The organism is Lactococcus sp. UBA7128, from assembly GCF_002492185.1.
Lineage (GTDB): Bacteria > Bacillota > Bacilli > Lactobacillales > Streptococcaceae > Lactococcus > Lactococcus muris.
The window spans coordinates 1-17,417 of the sequence record NZ_DKXK01000009.1 but is presented as its reverse complement, the minus strand read 5'-3'; the positions used below and the strand labels follow the sequence as shown (position 1 = coordinate 17,417).

The 17,417-nt window shown below is 42.0% G+C and carries 9 protein-coding genes and 1 pseudogene; 3 read left to right on the top strand and 7 right to left on the bottom strand.

What is annotated here, in order from left to right; genetic code table 11:
* Positions 1 to 199: 199 nt before the first annotated feature.
* The 5 genes from rpoC to B4H39_RS01165 form a co-directional block, all read right to left on the bottom strand.
* Positions 200 to 3,844 (bottom strand): DNA-directed RNA polymerase subunit beta', encoded by a 3,645-nt coding sequence (rpoC, locus tag B4H39_RS01185; RefSeq protein ID WP_271328296.1) that lies wholly within the window; start codon positions 3,842 to 3,844, stop codon positions 200 to 202.
* A 286-nt stretch (positions 3,845 to 4,130) separates the two neighbouring features.
* The gene (gene rpoB, locus B4H39_RS01180; protein WP_251423622.1) at positions 4,131 to 7,718 is read right to left on the bottom strand and encodes a DNA-directed RNA polymerase subunit beta; all 3,588 of its coding nucleotides are present in this window, start codon (positions 7,716 to 7,718) and stop codon (positions 4,131 to 4,133) included.
* 392 nt (positions 7,719 to 8,110) lie between these two features.
* A complete protein-coding gene (locus B4H39_RS01175; RefSeq protein WP_202230953.1) occupies positions 8,111 to 8,428 on the bottom strand; it encodes an MGMT family protein in 318 nt (105 codons plus the stop codon).
* Complete coding sequence (locus B4H39_RS01170; protein ID WP_251423607.1) at positions 8,422 to 10,305, bottom strand: M13-type metalloendopeptidase; 1,884 nt, start codon at positions 10,303 to 10,305, stop codon at positions 8,422 to 8,424. The genes B4H39_RS01175 and B4H39_RS01170 overlap by 7 nt, the downstream gene beginning before the upstream one ends.
* 584 nt (positions 10,306 to 10,889) lie before the next feature.
* Entirely contained in the window at positions 10,890 to 12,608 is a 1,719-nt protein-coding gene (locus tag B4H39_RS01165; RefSeq protein ID WP_202230955.1) for a putative polysaccharide biosynthesis protein, read from the bottom strand.
* A gap of 344 nt (positions 12,609 to 12,952) precedes the next feature.
* On the opposite strand from B4H39_RS01165, the gene B4H39_RS01160 reads away from it, so the two are divergent.
* Entirely contained in the window at positions 12,953 to 13,243 is a 291-nt protein-coding gene (locus tag B4H39_RS01160; protein WP_251423610.1) for a hypothetical protein, read from the top strand.
* A gap of 56 nt (positions 13,244 to 13,299) precedes the next feature.
* Here the strand turns inward: B4H39_RS01160 and B4H39_RS01155 are convergent, their stop codons facing one another.
* Positions 13,300 to 13,740: a hypothetical protein gene (locus B4H39_RS01155; protein WP_251423613.1), complete on the bottom strand. Its 441-nt coding sequence runs from the start codon at positions 13,738 to 13,740 to the stop codon at positions 13,300 to 13,302.
* Positions 13,741 to 14,041: 301 nt separating this feature from the next.
* On the opposite strand from B4H39_RS01155, the gene B4H39_RS01150 reads away from it, so the two are divergent.
* Both B4H39_RS01150 and B4H39_RS01145 read left to right on the top strand, forming a co-directional pair.
* A complete protein-coding gene (locus B4H39_RS01150; protein WP_202230956.1) occupies positions 14,042 to 14,914 on the top strand; it encodes a helix-turn-helix domain-containing protein in 873 nt (290 codons plus the stop codon).
* Positions 14,915 to 15,149: 235 nt separating this feature from the next.
* Positions 15,150 to 16,601 (top strand): UDP-N-acetylmuramoyl-L-alanyl-D-glutamate--L-lysine ligase, encoded by a 1,452-nt coding sequence (locus tag B4H39_RS01145; RefSeq protein ID WP_251423616.1) that lies wholly within the window; start codon positions 15,150 to 15,152, stop codon positions 16,599 to 16,601.
* Positions 16,602 to 16,708: 107 nt separating this feature from the next.
* Here the strand turns inward: B4H39_RS01145 and B4H39_RS01140 are convergent.
* A pseudogene (locus B4H39_RS01140) lies at positions 16,709 to 17,417 on the bottom strand (hypothetical protein); the annotation flags it as partial.

The following is a 17,417-nucleotide window of genomic DNA, read 5'->3' as shown; positions in this document are numbered from 1 at the left end:
TGAGTGTTTGATGAGAAAAGGGTGCTTAGTTTGGCTTTGAGGTTTGCTTTTTCTCTTTTCTGAACCAAGGAAGGTATGAGAAAAGAAGCTCCAACTGGAGCTTCTTGACTTTATGGCTCTGTGGAAAAATTGTCATACAAAAAAAACGCTCAACTGAGCGTTTTCCTACTTTGTAAAAGTTTATTTAAAAGTCATGCTATTACTTTACTTCTTCAACTTCAACTGAAGCAACTACTTCTGGAGCGTCCGATAGGTCTGCCAGAGGTTCAATGTTACGGTAGCGGAACATACCAGTACCGGCAGGAATAATCTTACCGATAATAACATTTTCCTTAAGACCAAGCAGGTGATCTTCTTTACCGTGAATCGCAGCATCTGTCAAGACACGTGTCGTTTCTTGGAAGGATGCAGCTGACAGGAACGAATTTGTTTCCAATGAAGCTTTTGTAATACCCATAAGCACTGGACGTGCTGTCGCAGGTGTTTTGCCTGAAAGAAGCGCTTCTTCATTGAGCTTTTCAAAGTCAGAAATGTCCATAAGACCACCAGGCAAGATGTCAACATCACCTGTATCCATTATACGCACTTTGCGAAGCATTTGACGAACCATAACCTCTATGTGCTTATCACCGATTTCAACCCCTTGTGAACGGTAAGTTTTTTGAACTTCACCGAGTAAGTAAGTTTCAACAGATAAAGCATCACGAACTTGAAGCAAATGCTTAGGTTCAATTGAACCTTGAATCAATTGCTGACCACGGTGGATAAATTCACCTTCTTCAACCATGAGCACATCAGCCATTGACACAGTATACGTCCGTGTATCTGTTTTACCTTTGACTGTGATTTCACGTGTACGCGCCATGGTATCTTCCACGATGGAGTCAACTGTACCAGTGACTTCCGTAATAACTGCTTCCCCTTTAGGATTACGTGCTTCAAAGATTTCTTGAACACGCGGCAAACCTTGAGTGATATCTGAGCTTGACGCAACACCACCCGTGTGGAAGGTACGCATTGTCAGCTGTGTACCAGGTTCCCCGATTGACTGTGCGGCGATTGTACCAACAGCTTCGCCAACTTCAACGGCTTCACCTGTTGCCAAGTTTTTACCATAACAGTGTTTACATACACCGTGTGGTGTTTTACATGTAAATACAGAACGGATAGTCACTTCTTTGATGCCTGCAGCAACAATCTCTTTAGCGATATCTTCAGTGATTAATTGATCATCACCGATAATTACTTCACCAGTTTCAGGATGCACAACTGTTTTACGTGTGTAACGTCCTTCAAGACGTTCAACCAATGGTTCAACCATCTCTTTACCAGTAGCGATATCAGAAATCACAAGACCACGGTCTGTTCCACAGTCTACCTCGCGGATAATAACGTCTTGAGCGACGTCAACCAAACGACGAGTAAGGTAACCAGAGTCAGCAGTCTTCAAGGCTGTATCGGTCATACCTTTACGTGCACCGTGAGTTGAGAAGAACATTTCCAAGACAGAAAGCCCTTCACGGAAGTTAGAGATGATTGGCAATTCCATGATACGTCCGTTAGGTGCAGCCATCAAACCACGCATACCGGCCAATTGTGAGAAGTTGGAAATGTTACCACGGGCACCAGAGTCCATCATCATAACGATTGGGTTGGTCAAGTCTTGTTCTTCAATCAAGCGTTTTTCAAGTGTATCTTTCGCACCACGCCAAACATCAGTAACCGCATTGTAGCGCTCATCATCAGTAATCAAACCACGACGGAATTGTTTCGTGATTTGTTCTACACGTTTGTGTGCAGCACCAATGATTTCTGCTTTTTCAGGGACCACAGGAATATCTGCAATACCAACGGTCAAACCAGCCAATGTTGATTGGTGGTAACCCAAGTTCTTGAGCAAGTCAAGGAACTCAGAAGTTGTTGTTGTACGATAACGTTTGAAGACTTCCGCGATAATATTACCCAAATGTTTTTTCTTGAATGGCAATACTGTATCAAGTTCAGCCAAACGTGCATGAATATCTTCCCCAGGTTCCATGAAGAAACGGTCATCTGTTTTAGTTGTGATGTTTTCATCCGTATTTTCATTCAGATAAGGCATCCCTTCTGGATAAATATCATTTCCTTCAGGCATGATTGAGTTGAACAGGACTTTACCAACAGTTGTAATCAAGATTTTACCTTTTTGGAATTCTGTCCAAGGTTTGTTCATTGATTGTGTCGCGATACCGATACGTGTATGTAAGTGAACATAACCGTTACGCATTGCAATCTCAACTTCTTCTGGGTTGGCAAAAATCATGCCTTCCCCTTCACGTCCTTTAGCTTCCATCGTCAAGTAGTAGTTCCCCAAGACCATATCTTGTGATGGTGTAACGACAGGCTTACCGTCTTTAGGGTTAAGGATGTGTTCAGCCGCAAGCATAAGCAAGCGTGCTTCAGCTTGCGCTTCTTCTGACAATGGTACGTGAATGGCCATTTGGTCACCGTCAAAGTCGGCATTGTAGGCTTCACAGGCCAATGGATGCAAACGCATCGCGCGACCATCAATAAGTACAGGCTCGAAGGCTTGGATACCCAAACGGTGAAGCGTAGGTGCGCGGTTAAGAAGTACTGGGTGTTCTTTAACAACTTCTTCAAGAACGTCCCAAACTTCAGCATCTTGGCGCTCTACTTTACGTTTAGCCGCACGAATGTTAGCAGCCATGCCCCTGTTAACCAATTCAGACATTACGAATGGTTTGAAAAGTTCTATTGCCATTTCACGTGGGACACCACATTGATACATTTTAAGCGTTGGACCAACGGCGATAACCGAACGCCCTGAGTAGTCGACACGTTTACCCAGCAAGTTTTGGCGGAAACGTCCTTGCTTACCTTTCAGCATGTGACTGAGAGATTTGAGCGGACGATTACCAGCTCCTGTAATTGGACGCCCACGACGACCGTTATCAATCAAGGTATCAACGGCCTCTTGCAACATCCGTTTTTCATTTTGCACGATGATATTTGGGGCGTTAAGCTCCATCAAACGTTTCAAACGGTTGTTACGGTTGATTACACGACGATAAAGGTCATTCAAGTCAGATGTAGCGAAACGTCCACCATCCAACTGAACCATTGGACGAAGATCAGGTGGAATAACTGGAAGAACGTTAAGGACCATCCATGCCAACTTATTCCCAGATTTTTTGAAGGCTGTCAAAACATCCAAACGGCGAATGATTTTCACACGACGTTGGCCGCTCACATTTTTCAGTTCTTCTTTAAGTTCAGCAATTTCTGCTTCAATATCGACATCGTTGAGCAAGTCCTGAATAGCTTCTGCTCCCATTTTTGCGACGAATGAGTCGAAGCCATTTTTCAAGAGTTGTTCACGGTATTCACGTTCCGTCAAAAGCTGTTTCTTTTCAAGATCTGTTTCTTTAGGGTCAATAACGACATAGCTTGCGAAGTAAATAACTTCTTCAAGAGCACGTGGACTCATGTCGAGGGCAAGCCCCATGCGCGATGGAATCCCTTTGAAATACCAGATGTGTGAAGTTGGTGCTGCCAACTCGATGTGTCCCATACGTTCACGGCGCGCTTTGGCTGTCGTTACTTGAACACCACAGAGTTCACAGACTTGGTTTTTGTAGAAAACGCCTTTAAGCTTACCACAAGCACACTCCCAGTCCTTTTGTGGACCAAAGATACGCTCATCGAAGAGACCTTCGCGTTCAGGTTTTTGCGTACGATAGTTGATGGTTTCTGGTTTTTTGACTTCACCAAATGACCAGTAACGAATTTTTTGTGGAGATGCGATACCAATTCGCATGCTCTCAAATTTATTTACATCGACCAATGTTTTCTCCACTTTCTTTGTATTTATTTCTTTTCTTTTGAATATCCTCGCCTCAGTAAAAAGAGCGTGAAGAGCGCTGCCTTTCCACTCTGTATATCAAAGCAGCAAGACCAAAACTCACTCGGCAGCAATGCCGAACCAACTTTATATAAATTTAGCTCAGTATTACCGCCGAGCAATTTTGCACAGCGATTCACCCGAGAGGATTTTACCGAAAAATTTTCAAGGGCGCTTGTCTACAGACAAACTTTCTAAAAATTTATACTTGTTTCACAGAAAAGAACAATTATTCTTCTTTTGTTCCGTTAATCAAGGCTTGCTCAGTTTCCTCTGCTTCAGCAACAATTCGTTCTTGTGCTTCAAGCATTTCTGGCGTAATGTCAATATTTTCTTGACGCACTTCAATTTCATCATCAAGTTCACGGAGATCAAGGACATTCTTCTCAGCATCAAGGACTTTAAGGTCCATACCGAGGGCTTGCAATTCTTTTACAAGGACACGGAATGATTCAGGAAGACCTGGTTTAGGAATGCGTTCGCCTTTTACGATAGCTTCATAAGCACGTGTACGACCAATAACATCATCTGACTTGTAAGTCAAGATTTCTTGGAGGACATTTGCCGCACCATAAGCTTCAAGAGCCCAAACTTCCATCTCTCCGAAACGTTGTCCACCAAACTGCGCTTTACCACCGAGCGGTTGTTGGGTAACAAGTGAGTAAGGACCAACACTACGTGCGTGAAGTTTATCGTCAACCATGTGGTGAAGCTTAATCATGTACATGACACCAACTGAGATACGGTTGTCAAAGGCTTCACCGGTGCGTCCGTCATAAAGCACTGTTTTGGCATCGTCAGCCATACCTGCTTCTTTAACTGTATCCCAGATGTCCTTGTCACTCGCACCATCGAAGACTGGGGAAGCGATGTGGATACCCAAAGTACGCGCGGCCATACCCAGGTGAAGTTCCATAACTTGACCAATATTCATACGGGAAGGGACACCCAATGGATTCAACATGATATCAATTGGTGTACCATCTGGTAAATATGGCATGTCTTCTACAGGAACGATGTTTGAAACGACACCCTTGTTACCGTGACGTCCGGCCATCTTATCCCCAACGTGGATTTTACGTTTTTGTGAGATAAAGACACGAACCAATTTGTTTACACCTGATGGCAATTCGTCACCATTCTCACGTGTGAAGACACGAACGTCATGAACAATACCGCCACCACCGTGAGGAACACGAAGTGATGTATCACGAACTTCACGCGCTTTTTCACCGAAAATGGCACGAAGGAGACGTTCTTCTGGCGTTGGATCAGTTTCACCTTTTGGTGTTACTTTACCAACAAGTAAATCGCCATCCTCTACCTCAGCACCAATGCGGATGATTCCATCTTCATCCAAGTTTTTAAGCGCTTCTTCACCAACATTTGGAATTTCACGCGTGATTTCTTCTGGGCCAAGCTTTGTATCACGTGTTTCTGATTCATATTCTTCAATGGCGATAGAAGTATAAACGTCATCTTTAATCAAACGTTCAGACATGATGATGGCATCCTCGAAGTTATAACCTTCCCAAGTCATATAAGCGACAAGTGGGTTCTGACCAAGCGCCATTTCCCCTTTCTCCATTGATGGACCATCACCAATAATATCGCCAGCTTCAACTTTATCGCCCAGTTCCGCAAGCGGACGCTGATTGTATGAAGTGCCTGAGTTTGAACGGCGGTACTTCATAATCTTATAAATATCAAGCTCGCCTGATGCGCGACGTACACGAATCTCATCGGCATCTACATATTCCACGGTACCGTCATGCTTAGCGATAACGGCAGCTCCTGAGTCACGTGCTGTTTGATGTTCCATACCTGTACCAATCCAAGGCGCATGCGGGTCAATCAATGGAACGGCTTGACGTTGCATGTTGGCACCCATAAGAGCACGGTTAGAGTCGTCATTTTCTAAGAAAGGAATACAAGCAGCAGCCACGGCGATAACCTGCTTAGGTGAAACGTCCATGTAGTCGGCAGTTGAAGCATCAACTTCAATATTATTTCCGACATGGCGCGCCATTACTGTTTCGTTGACAAATTTGTTATCTTCTGTCAAAGGCGAGTTAGCTTGGGCAACGGTATAATTGTCTTCCTCGTCAGCTGTCAGGTATTCAACTTCATCAGTAACTGTCCCTGTTGCACGGTCAACACGGCGATAAGGCGACATAATGAAACCATATTCATTAATTTTAGCGTAAGAGGACAAGTTATTAATCAGACCGATATTTGGTCCTTCAGGTGTTTCAATCGGACACATGCGCCCATAGTGCGTATAGTGAACGTCACGCACTTCATAGGAAGCACGGTCACGTGAGATACCCCCAGGTCCTAAAGCAGAGAAACGGCGTTTGTGCGAAAGCTCTGATAAAGGATTGTGCTGGTCCATAAATTGTGACAACTGTGAAGAACCAAAGAATTCTTTGATTGCAGCTGTTACAGGACGAATGTTAATCAAGCCTTGGGGTGTCATGTTTTCATTTTCAGAAGATGACATACGCTCACGGATCACACGTTCCATACGTGACAAACCGATACGTACTTGGTTTTGAAGCAATTCGCCAACTGAACGAATACGACGATTTCCCAAGTGGTCAATATCATCAACTTTACCAATGCCTTCAGCAAGCCCTAACCAGTAGCTAATGTTAGCAATAACGTCTGCCGGTGTCAACACACGATTTTCCGCAGGAATTTGACCGTTAGAAATCAAGGTCACGACACGTTCTGGATTTTTTGGAGAGTAAACTTTCAATGTTTGAAGTTCAATTGGGTCAGGCAAAACAGCATCAGCAGAAGGCTGGTAAACTGTAGTATTAAGACCGTTATCCAAAAGTTCTTCAATGGAATTTAACACATCACGTGTAACCACAGTATCTGCTTCAACAAGAATTTCTCCAGTTTCTGGGTCAACGATTGGCTCTGCCAATGTCAAACCGAGAATACGGTTTTTAAGGGCAAGTTTTTTGTTGAACTTGTAGCGTCCAACTGGCGCAAAGTCGTAACGACGTGGATCGAAGAAACGCGCAATCAAAAGCCCACGAGAACTGTCCGCTGTTTTAGGTTCACCCGGACGGAGACGGTCATAGATATCTTTGAGTGCTTCTTCAACACGTGTATCTGCTGGGTTTTTATGTACATCTTTGCCCAATGTTGTGCTGAGGAGCTCACTTGGACCCATAAGTTCAAGAATCTCATCATCGCTACCAAAGCCGAGTGCACGCAACATCGTTGTGAATGTCAATTTACGTGTACGGTCAATACGTACATAACCAACTCCTTTAGCATCTGTATCCAACTCAAACCAAGCACCACGATTAGGAATAGTTGTATGTCCAAATGATTCCAAGCCGTTTTTGTCTGTTTTTAGATGGAAATATGAGCCTGGGCTACGTACCAACTGGCTGACGATCAAACGTTCAGAACCATTGTTGATGAATGTCCCCATTTCAGTCATAAGTGGGAAATCACCGAAGAAAACTTCTTGTGTTTTCAATTCGCCTGTCTCTTTATTTACAAGGCGAAACGTCACATGGATTGGTGCAGAGTAGTTTGCATCGTGAGCACGGGCTTCATCTACCGTGTATTTTGGGGCTTTCATCTCATATCCGACAAATTCAAGCTCCATTGTGCCCGCAAAGTTGTCAATTGGAAACATTTCTTTAAAAACGTTAGCCAATCCCTCATCAAGGAAGTTCTGGTAACTTGCTGTTTGAACTTCAATCAAGTTCGGCAAACCAATTACTTCTTTGATTCGTGAAAAACTGCGTCTTGTACGGTGTTTACCGTATTTTACGTCATGTCCTGCCAAGTTGATTCTCCTCATTCTATTTTTCCAGTTTTGCTGGATGTGTTATACAAGATTTGTCGCTTCTAGGTTTCTTACATAAAAAATTCTGAAAAGTCAGTAGTTTGTCTTTTTCATTACTTTTTTGAATCTTTTCGGTTCAGAAACGCCAAAAAAGCAACGAAAACTCGATGTTTCGTTGCTTCCAAAACCCATGGGGACAATATTTCCCACAGAATTTGTCGACAAACCATTATCCTACATTATACCATTTATCGACTTGTTTTACAAGGTTTACACTCACTTATTTCAAGTCAAGCGCATCATTGATATTTTTGATGGAAAACGACCTTGTACGTGAAGATAGCGCACGTGAGCCCGTTTCGTTTTCATAACTTTTCCATGCATCAGTCCTATTACTTATGGTCAATTTTCTGCTTCACTTTTCCGCTGTCCGTTACTTCGAAACCCTCTAATTTTAGCAAGCGTATTTGTTCCATGCGGCCTTCGCCGTGCATACCGATAGTGCCGTCAGACCTGATGATTCTCCACCATGGCAATTGATGACTTTCAGAAAGTCCGTGTAGAGCTCGCGCAACTTGCCGCGCGCCATTGATTAATCCTGCTCTGACTGCAATATCTCTATAAGAACTCACTTGCCCATAAGGAACTTTCTTAATCTCTCTGAGTATACGTTGCGTTTCTGGCTTGAGTTCTTGAAATTCTTTTACCATATCTTCACACGTTTGTCAGGCGCCCGATACATCTCATCGCCCTCCTTCACGTCAAAGGTTTGGTAGAATTCTTCCAAGTTTGTCGGTGGAATATTTGCCCGGAGTTTAGCAGGGGCATGAACGTCCATTGACAGAAGCATTTGTTGAAATTCTAGGCTGGCCTTCATGCGCCAAATTTTGCCCCATTGGCTAAAGAACTCAGCAAGATTAACATCTGCTTCCTTTTGTGCAGCTGTCATCGCTGCTGTTATCCCGCCCTGATCGGCAATATTTTCAGAGACAATCAACTTACCGTTGGCTGGACCAGCTTCAGTTTCCACACCATCAAAGATTGCAATCATCTCCTCCTGTTTCTTTTCAAAAGCTGCATAATCTTCGTCTGCCCACCATTTGTTCAAGTTCCCATATTTATCAAACTGTGCGCCATTATTATCAAAAGCATGGGAGATTTCATGAGCGATTACAGCACCTATACCACCATAATTTTGACTCGCTGTTTGCTCAAGGCTGTAAAATGGAGCCTGTAAAATAGCTGCTGGGAAAACAATTGTATTACTGTCTGGACTGTAATAAGCATTTACCATATGTGCTGGCATATGCCACAAGCTCTTATCAACCTCTTCACTAAACTTTTCATAATAGCGAGCTGTAAATAGCTCATCAAAGCTGCAAGCATCTTCATAAAGGCTACCGCTTCCAACTTTAAGTTTACTATAAATTTCTGGCAGTTTGTCTGGATAACCGATAAAGACAGTGATTGCGCTCAGCTTTTCGATTGCTTTATCAATAGTTGCACGGCTCAACCACTCATTTTTATCCAAACGTTCTTGATAAACTTTAATCATCTCGGAGGTCATACGTTTAACATCTGACTTCGCTTCTTCCCCAAAATATTTTAACCCATAAAAGAGGCCAATAACTTGACTAAAATAACCTTCAGTTATATCCAGCTGGTGTTTTTCTTGACTTCTTGCCTCAGCCACATTAGATAAAAAGCGCCCATATGCAGAGCCTAAAAGGCGAAGTTCATCTGAGAGTAACCCAGAAGCCTTACGCGCAATTTTCACAAGCATCCACGCTTTGATTAAAGGCCAATTTTCTTCATTAACAATGCTGTCGAAATTCTCATAGAAACGTTTTTCAAAAACAACAATCTTTTCTGGCTCCGTATGTACCAGTCCTTTAACAAATGCGCGAAAATCTATATTTTCAAAATGATCCACAAATTCTTCAAAAGGAACCGGATGATAAAGCTCAGCATATTTGGCCCATTCTTCCGATGTATTGGCTGAATCAACCAGAAGACTATCAAAAGCAACAGCTTTAGCTGCAATTTCTCGCGCATCTTCTAAATGAAATTTCTCCAAGATGTCTCCAGAGTTTTTTTGCCAAAATTCTAAAAGCTCTCTCTTACGTGGATGTTCCTCCGAATAATAAGTCGTATCCGGTAAAATAAGATCCGGTCCAATAAATCCAAGCGAATGATGCACAGCATCCTTCATGTCTGCCTCCACATTCATCGAGAAGGGCAACGATGCCTGAGAGTGGAAAACCAAGTCAAGTAAATGTTCACGAAAATCTTCAAAGCTTTCCAGCTTTTGTACCTTGTCTAACTCTTTCGATACAGATGAAAAATCACTGTTATTGCGTGCTTCCCAGTCTCCTGCCTTGTTATAAAACTTTATAGCCTCTAACAACTCTGGATTATCTTCTGGAAGTTCCACCGACATTTTCTGCAAATCCGCTGTCAAGTTTTTTTCATTAATTAATACTAACTCATCAAAGGCAGATATACGAGGCTTATCACTCGGTATTTGAGCCTGAGCGAGCCACTCAGCGTTCACTGCTATAAATAAATCATCTTGTATTCGTGTCATTATAACCTCCTAAAAGCTTTTTTCCATTATAACACAACGAACACTCGCGTTCTCAACTTTTAAGTTGCGGCGGTGCAATCTTGACTCAGCCTCAGACATGTACAAAAGATAGGAAGCGCAGCATAACCCAAAAAGAAGCTGTGCCGGATTCTACAGGTCAAAGTTTTCTTAAAAGTCATACGGTGTGGTTTGTCAAATTAAAACCTTTCTCATTCTTTCAAAATCGCCCTCCGATGTTTTTTAAGTCCATTCACTATAAAATAACGTAACGCTCTCCTCATAACACCTAAAAACACGCTGTGGAACAAGGCTGGCGCAAAAATTTCTCCAAAAATAAAAAAATACGCTGAACCACATCCACAAAATGTCGCGGTTCAAGCGCTTTTACTTTTGCACTGCGACTAGAATCAGTTAAATCTCTGCCTGTGTTCCTCGTCACGGTACTATTATGAATTTTATTTTAATCTTTTCTCCTGTACTTAGAGCTACTCATTGGGAACTGAGCATTGTAGGATTACCGAAACACATCAGGAGCTTCAAAAAACAGGTTCCCGAAGAAGACTTCGGAAATTCATCTTATTTCTTTAAATATGCAATTTTTGGCGAAGACGTGTGCCACGGCTGCCCATTAATTTTTCAAGCAAGCCTGCCTTAGCTGCCAAATACAGATAGGTAAAGAATCCTCCGCCTCCCGCAACTAAAACGACAAGCAGAGCTTTGAAGTGACCTGAAGGAAGCGGCCTCAAGATTAAGGAAATCAAACCATAGAGAACTAGGGTCACTACAAGCATCATGGCTGTAAGAATCGAGATTCCTATAATTCCTTTCAATGTACTTTTTACTCGGAAACCTGTCACTTCATGAATCTTACGGATAATAATCCAAGTGCCATAGGCAAATGCGATGGTTGTTGCCACAAGAGGACCATAAGAATGGAAAATCATGATGGAAGGCACCTGCAAAAGTAGCTTAATCACTAAAGTAATAATGAAATACCGCATCGCTACCTTGGAATAGTGCAAAGCTTGTAATATAGGTGCCACCATTGTATACAAGGCCAGCAAGAAACTTTGAAGAACAGCCCAAATAAAGAGTGCGAGCTGCAGACTGTTCACAGAGCCATAGAAAAGTGTATAAATAGGTGAGGCTAAAATAGTCATCCCTAAAACAGCTGGTAGCATAAAGGCTACAAAGAGCTGAAAATCATAAGAAATCAGATGTGCTGTTTCTTTGTAGTTTTTCTTCACAAAGTTAGAGGCAATCAATGGCAAAGCTACAGCGCCTAATGTCATGGCTTCACCGATCAAAATCATCGTCAGCTTATCTGTATTGGCAGAAAAGTATGAGAAGAACACCAAAAGTTGTGTATCACTGTAGTCAGATACCCAACGCATCACTGTAACAAAAGTCGCCTGGTCAACGATTTTGAAAATCTGGATAGCTGAGCCAATAACAACAAAAGGAATAGCTTGATAAACCGTTTGTGAGATTAAACGCAAGGCGCTAATCTTTGTAATGCTTGGTCCCGGATTGATAATTTTACCCAGCATATTATTTTTAATCAAATACCAGAATAAAACAGCACAGGAGCCCAGCATACCAACAAAGGCCGCTGTTGTTGATTGCACAACAGCTTGCGTCCAGTCGCCTCCTGAGAAACCAAGTTTCATGATCATAAAGGTAAACACCAACATCCAGATGACACGGACAACCTGCTCATAAATCTGGCTGAGGGCAATTGGTTTCATATCATTTAGCCCTTGAAAGTAGCCTCGAATAACCGACATAGCTGGGAAAATCAGAATAGCCAGTGAAAGTGACCGCATCACTTCCGTCAAGTTTTCTCCTCCCCCAGACATAGTGGCTAACACGGGGGCTCCAAGATACATTACACCAGCAGCTATAGCACCAAGTCCAACCATAAAGATAAAGATATGGCGAACCAAACGATTGCTTAGATTTTCATCCCCCATAGCATTGTAGTGCGCTACTTCACGGGCAATGGCTACAGGTAGACCTGCCGTAGAAATCAATAGAAAGAGCGCATAAATATTGTACCCCATTGAAAACAGGGCATTTGCCTCATTATTATGCTCCCCCATCCATGCAAACCAAGGAATGATATATATGGCACCTAGAAGACGTGATGAAATATCTGATAAAGTGAACCACAGGGTTCCACGCATCATTGTATCTTGCTGTGCTGCTTTATTGTCTCGAATCTCTTTCCGCTTAGTTTCGGCATCCATTTGCTGGAGCTTTTCTTCCATGCTGAGATTTCCACTCATTTCTGTACTATTCATTTTTCTATTTTACCACGAACAGGCGCGTTTTGACAATAAAAGTCCGTAACGTTCATGCGCCCTCGTCTTCCTTTCTTAGAAAGTTTATCTAAATTTTTTCATTCGGAAGAGTTACCTTCCACGATCCGTCTGAAGTTCCAGATCGTTCGACTCACAAGTATTGCTGAACAAATGTCACCGTATAAAGATTAAGGTAAATCATAAAGAGAATAAATGAAATACCCAAAAAATTCCTCGAAAAAAATATTTCCTCATCTGACCTTTGATATTCATTAACTTTAGCAGACAAGGACTAACAAAAGAAGCCCAACTCACACTATGAGTTACTATCTTCACCCAAGGAAATGAGTGTAAAAAAGATAGGACAAGAAAGTAGGAAATCGATTGAATTTTCAGCAATTGTTTTTTATAAAAATGCAATTCTTCTATTTTTTCATGACTGCCACTTTTTGGAAGATGAAGATACCGATGCAACTCAAAATAAAGCTCCTCTGAATCACTGCAAGCAAATCCACAAGAGAATGAAAATCTGTGAATTTGCTCTCCTCCGAAATAAAGATAAGAAAGCTGGCAGCAAGAAAAAGCAAAGAATTATAAATATGTGTTTGGATATTTTTATTTATAAGGGCAATTAAATCGAAAAGTCGGAAATTGCCCACCGCATAAATAGCCACAGCAGATGAAGCACCAATCACAGCGCTAAGCGCTCAGTTCCAGACGGCAACAATGGTGATTTTAGACGCAATTGCGCCACAACTATAGATAGAAATATCAGGTGCGATAATCTAATTTGTGTCCATCCAAACCCAACTGCTGTTAAAGCTTTGTGCATAACTTCCGGAGGAGGCCACGAGTCTCCCAAGCTTCTTCCAACCGTTCGGGGCGCGAAAGCACGAGGGACCAATAATGGCGTGTTTTGACTTTCCATAAACTCTCTTTCTTTTTGCTGCAAAAAAACAAAGTCAGCTTTATCAAATGCAGTCTGTTCAAGCAGGTCCGATATTTTGCTGGTTTTTTGGTTAACTTGAATGGCCTTGGCTTCTACTGTCCCTGTCATAGACGGTGCAACTCCCAAAAATAATAGAGCAGTGGCTACCACACAAGTGGTCATTTTTTTGGCTCGCTTTTTCATTGAAATTTTCCTTCCATAGTAAATCTTTCCCTAATATGTTTAAGACGTGAATCACTCAGTGAAAATACGAATAAATAATAGAAGAAGTGCAAAATAAGCCCTATCCATTTTCACCGCCTAACTCATACTTAGTATATAACACAAGTACAATCAAAAAATAGTCACAACTTGTGCTTATTTTACTATATATTGGTACTTCTACAGATGCTTATTTGATGAAAAACTCGCCATTAATAAGCTGTTTTATGCTGTTTTATTACAACTTTAAAAACATAAATATATTAAAATTTCAGGAGCTCTCATGCAAACAAACTCATCAGTCGGAGAAACTTATAGGCATTTCCGCATTTCTAAAAATTTCACCCTCAAAGAAGCCGCTCACGGATGCATCTCTATTTCGCAACTCTCAAATTTTGAAACGGGGCGAAGTCTCGTATCTTGTCTCATACTGCTCCATCTTCTGAGTAATATCAACGTTTCAGCCCATGAATTTTTCTACCACCTACATTATCAAGCCAACCACCTCAATTTACTTGCAGAACGTGAAATAGCTTCCTTGAATAACAACTCTATCCATCTTAAAAACATCCTCAAAAGATATGAATATATACTTTCAAAAAAAGCCCCCCTCCCCAAAAGACTGCAGTTAGATAAAATCCGGGCAGAGCTTGCTTTAAGTACCGTTGAGCCCTCTTTCCAGTTCTCCCCCAAAAATCTTAGCATGATAAAGCAATACTTGGACAGTGTAAAAATATGGGGCGAATATGAGATTTCTTTATTAAATGACATCGCTCATTTTCTGGACCTAGGAACTTTATCAAAATTCAGTCAAAAAATGCTTACGGGCACGCAGAGCAAGAGCAGTCATCCCTTCGCTAAAAAAGTACAAATCCTCACCTCTATCAATGTACTTGAGATTTTTATTAAAAATAAGCAAAAATACTTAGCCATGGAACTTATTCATTTTATCGATTCCTTAAGATTCCATGAGTTCGACCTTTTTGAAAGAATCAGTTTCATCTACCAAAAAGCACACTTTGAAGTTACTTTCGGAAATTTTGATGGGCTATGCACAATGAAAAAATGCCAGCATGTTTTTGAGATGAGTGAGTCCTATCAAATCGCCCAAAAGCTCGAACAAGAAATCAAAAGTCTAGAATGTTCATTAAAGTAAATCAATCATAATCATCTGTTCATCCAGCATTCTATAATACTTTCTAGCCTTATATCGAACAGCTCCTCTCCTCCAACTCAAAAACTTCACACGACTGCCAAGTCACAAAAACAGTAGCGAAAATGGTATAATTAAGCCTGTATTATAAGCTCCAATTCATAATCAAATAATAGGCCTTATAGTCTAAACTCATGGCAGAGCTTAGGCGGTATGAGCAAAGGAGGCAGAACATTCCATGATAAAATTACAAGAGGCTCTAGAAATTCTGAAAAAAGATGAAAACTTCCACGAAGTTGCCTTTAAAAAAGACTATTACTACAATTGGGAGGAAGATTTTGACTTTGATCAGTTGAGCTATGACAGTCGTAACACGTCTGCATCAACCCTGTTTTTTGCCAAGGGACTGAATTTTAAAGCGGAGTATTTAGAAGACTTGGCAGCGCCCTTCTACGTTTCCGAAATAGACTACGAGGTAGACATTCCTGCTGTTATCGTTTCTAATGTTAAGCGTGCGATGAGTCTGCTCGCGCAGGCCTTTTATGATTATCCGCAAAATGAACTCAAAATACTGGCTTTGACAGGAACCAAAGGCAAGACAACTTCTGCTTATTTTGCCAAATCCATCCTAGATGAGATGAATGGACAAAAAACAGCGCTCCTCTCAACGGCTGAAACAACTTTAGACGGTAAAAATTTCTTCAAGTCGGAGTTAACAACGCCCGAAAGTCTTGATTTGCTCAAAATGATGCGTCAAGCTGTCGACAATGGCATGACCCATTTAGTCATGGAAGTCAGTTCACAAGCCTATAAAACAGAACGTGTTTATGCGATAAACTTCGACGTTGGTGTCTTTCTTAACATTTCTCCCGACCATATCGGACCGATTGAGCATCCTACGCTTGAAGATTACTTCTACTGCAAACGTCAACTTTTACACCACTCGGGATACTTTGTTGCCAACAGTGAAATGACACATTTCAATATCATCAAGCAGGAACTGGAAACACTGGGCATTCCCCATGCTTTCTATGGTAAAAACTCTGAAAATCAAATCGTCGACTCACAGGCACATGACTTTACAACAAAGGGTCTGGTTAATGGACATTTCGACATACGGCTTCTGGGTAAATTTAACCAAGAAAATGCTCTTGCAACAGCTCTCGCAACACAACATCTGGGTGCCAGTATCGCTCAGATAAAAGCCGGTCTTGCCAAGGCTGTAGTTCCTGGACGTATGGAAATGCTGGCAACAAAAGATGGGGCAAGAGTCTATGTTGATTATGCTCATAACGGCATTAGCTTGAAAAACTTGGTTTCTGTCGTCGAACCACACCATAGTGGAAAAATCGTGTTGGTTCTTGGGGCAACGGGTAATAAGGGAGAAAGTCGCCGCAAAGATTTCGGACAAGTCATTGAGGAACACCAACGCTTGGAGGTCATCCTCACACAGGACGACTCTAATCACGAAGATCCAAAGGTCATTGCTGACGAAATCGCAAGCTATGTGACACGGCCTTGTGATTTTGAAGCTGACCGTGCCCAAGCTATCAAACTTGCCATCCAACGCGTCCATGATAAAGACGATGCTGTGATTATCGCGGGAAAAGGGGCAGACAAGTTCCAACTGATCAATGATGAGCGTGTGCCCTACCCGGGGGATAGGACTGTTGCTGAGCGGTATCTTTAAGAATGTGAATGATAATGATTTAAATTTTTCAATTGAAAATAAAAAGAGTCGAAACGAGCATATATGCTGATTTTGACTCTTTTTGTATTGTTCTAAGCTTTTTTAGTTTATTGATGGACGATTAGGGCGGGGCGGATATTTCCGCCACCGGCAGCAGGATGCCCACCTCGGAGCTGACCAAGAGAAGCATCATCATATCTACGAGTTACACGCCAAGCACGCTCACCCTCAACGTTACCTGCGGGAGTACGGAGCCACCACGCAAGCTCATTCCCACTTAAACGTTGTTCGGGATTAGGAAAAGCACGTCCTGGACCTGATAAGCGAGTCACATCTGCTAAAGAAAGCGAAAAAGCACGAGAAGTACCACTGGAGTCCACTCTGGTTTCATCTAGCGCAACTTCAGGAAAAGCAAAGAGATTACTTGGTAGCCAAAGTACCCCTTCCCAGGTAATTTCTGTTTGCATAACACTCCCTGTCACAAAGTTATCTGAAACTGGTCTAACCATGGTTCGAACTGTTGAATCAAGGGCATCATACCATTCATTGAGACGAATATTCTGATTATTCCAAGAAACACTTGCAATAGCATCATTCCGAATAATCAAATGATTCCCCCCACCTTGATTCTCCAAATAACGATACTGCTCATTAGCCATAGTGAAGATGGTCCCCGGTGCCATAATACTAAAGTTAATTTGGTCGGGTTGGACATTATCATCTGGACCCGGGTTCCCCCAGTTGTTATCAATGGAACCATTCTGTACGGCTGTCAAGAAGTCAGACAAGTCGTCATGGTGCGTAAAGCTTCCATCT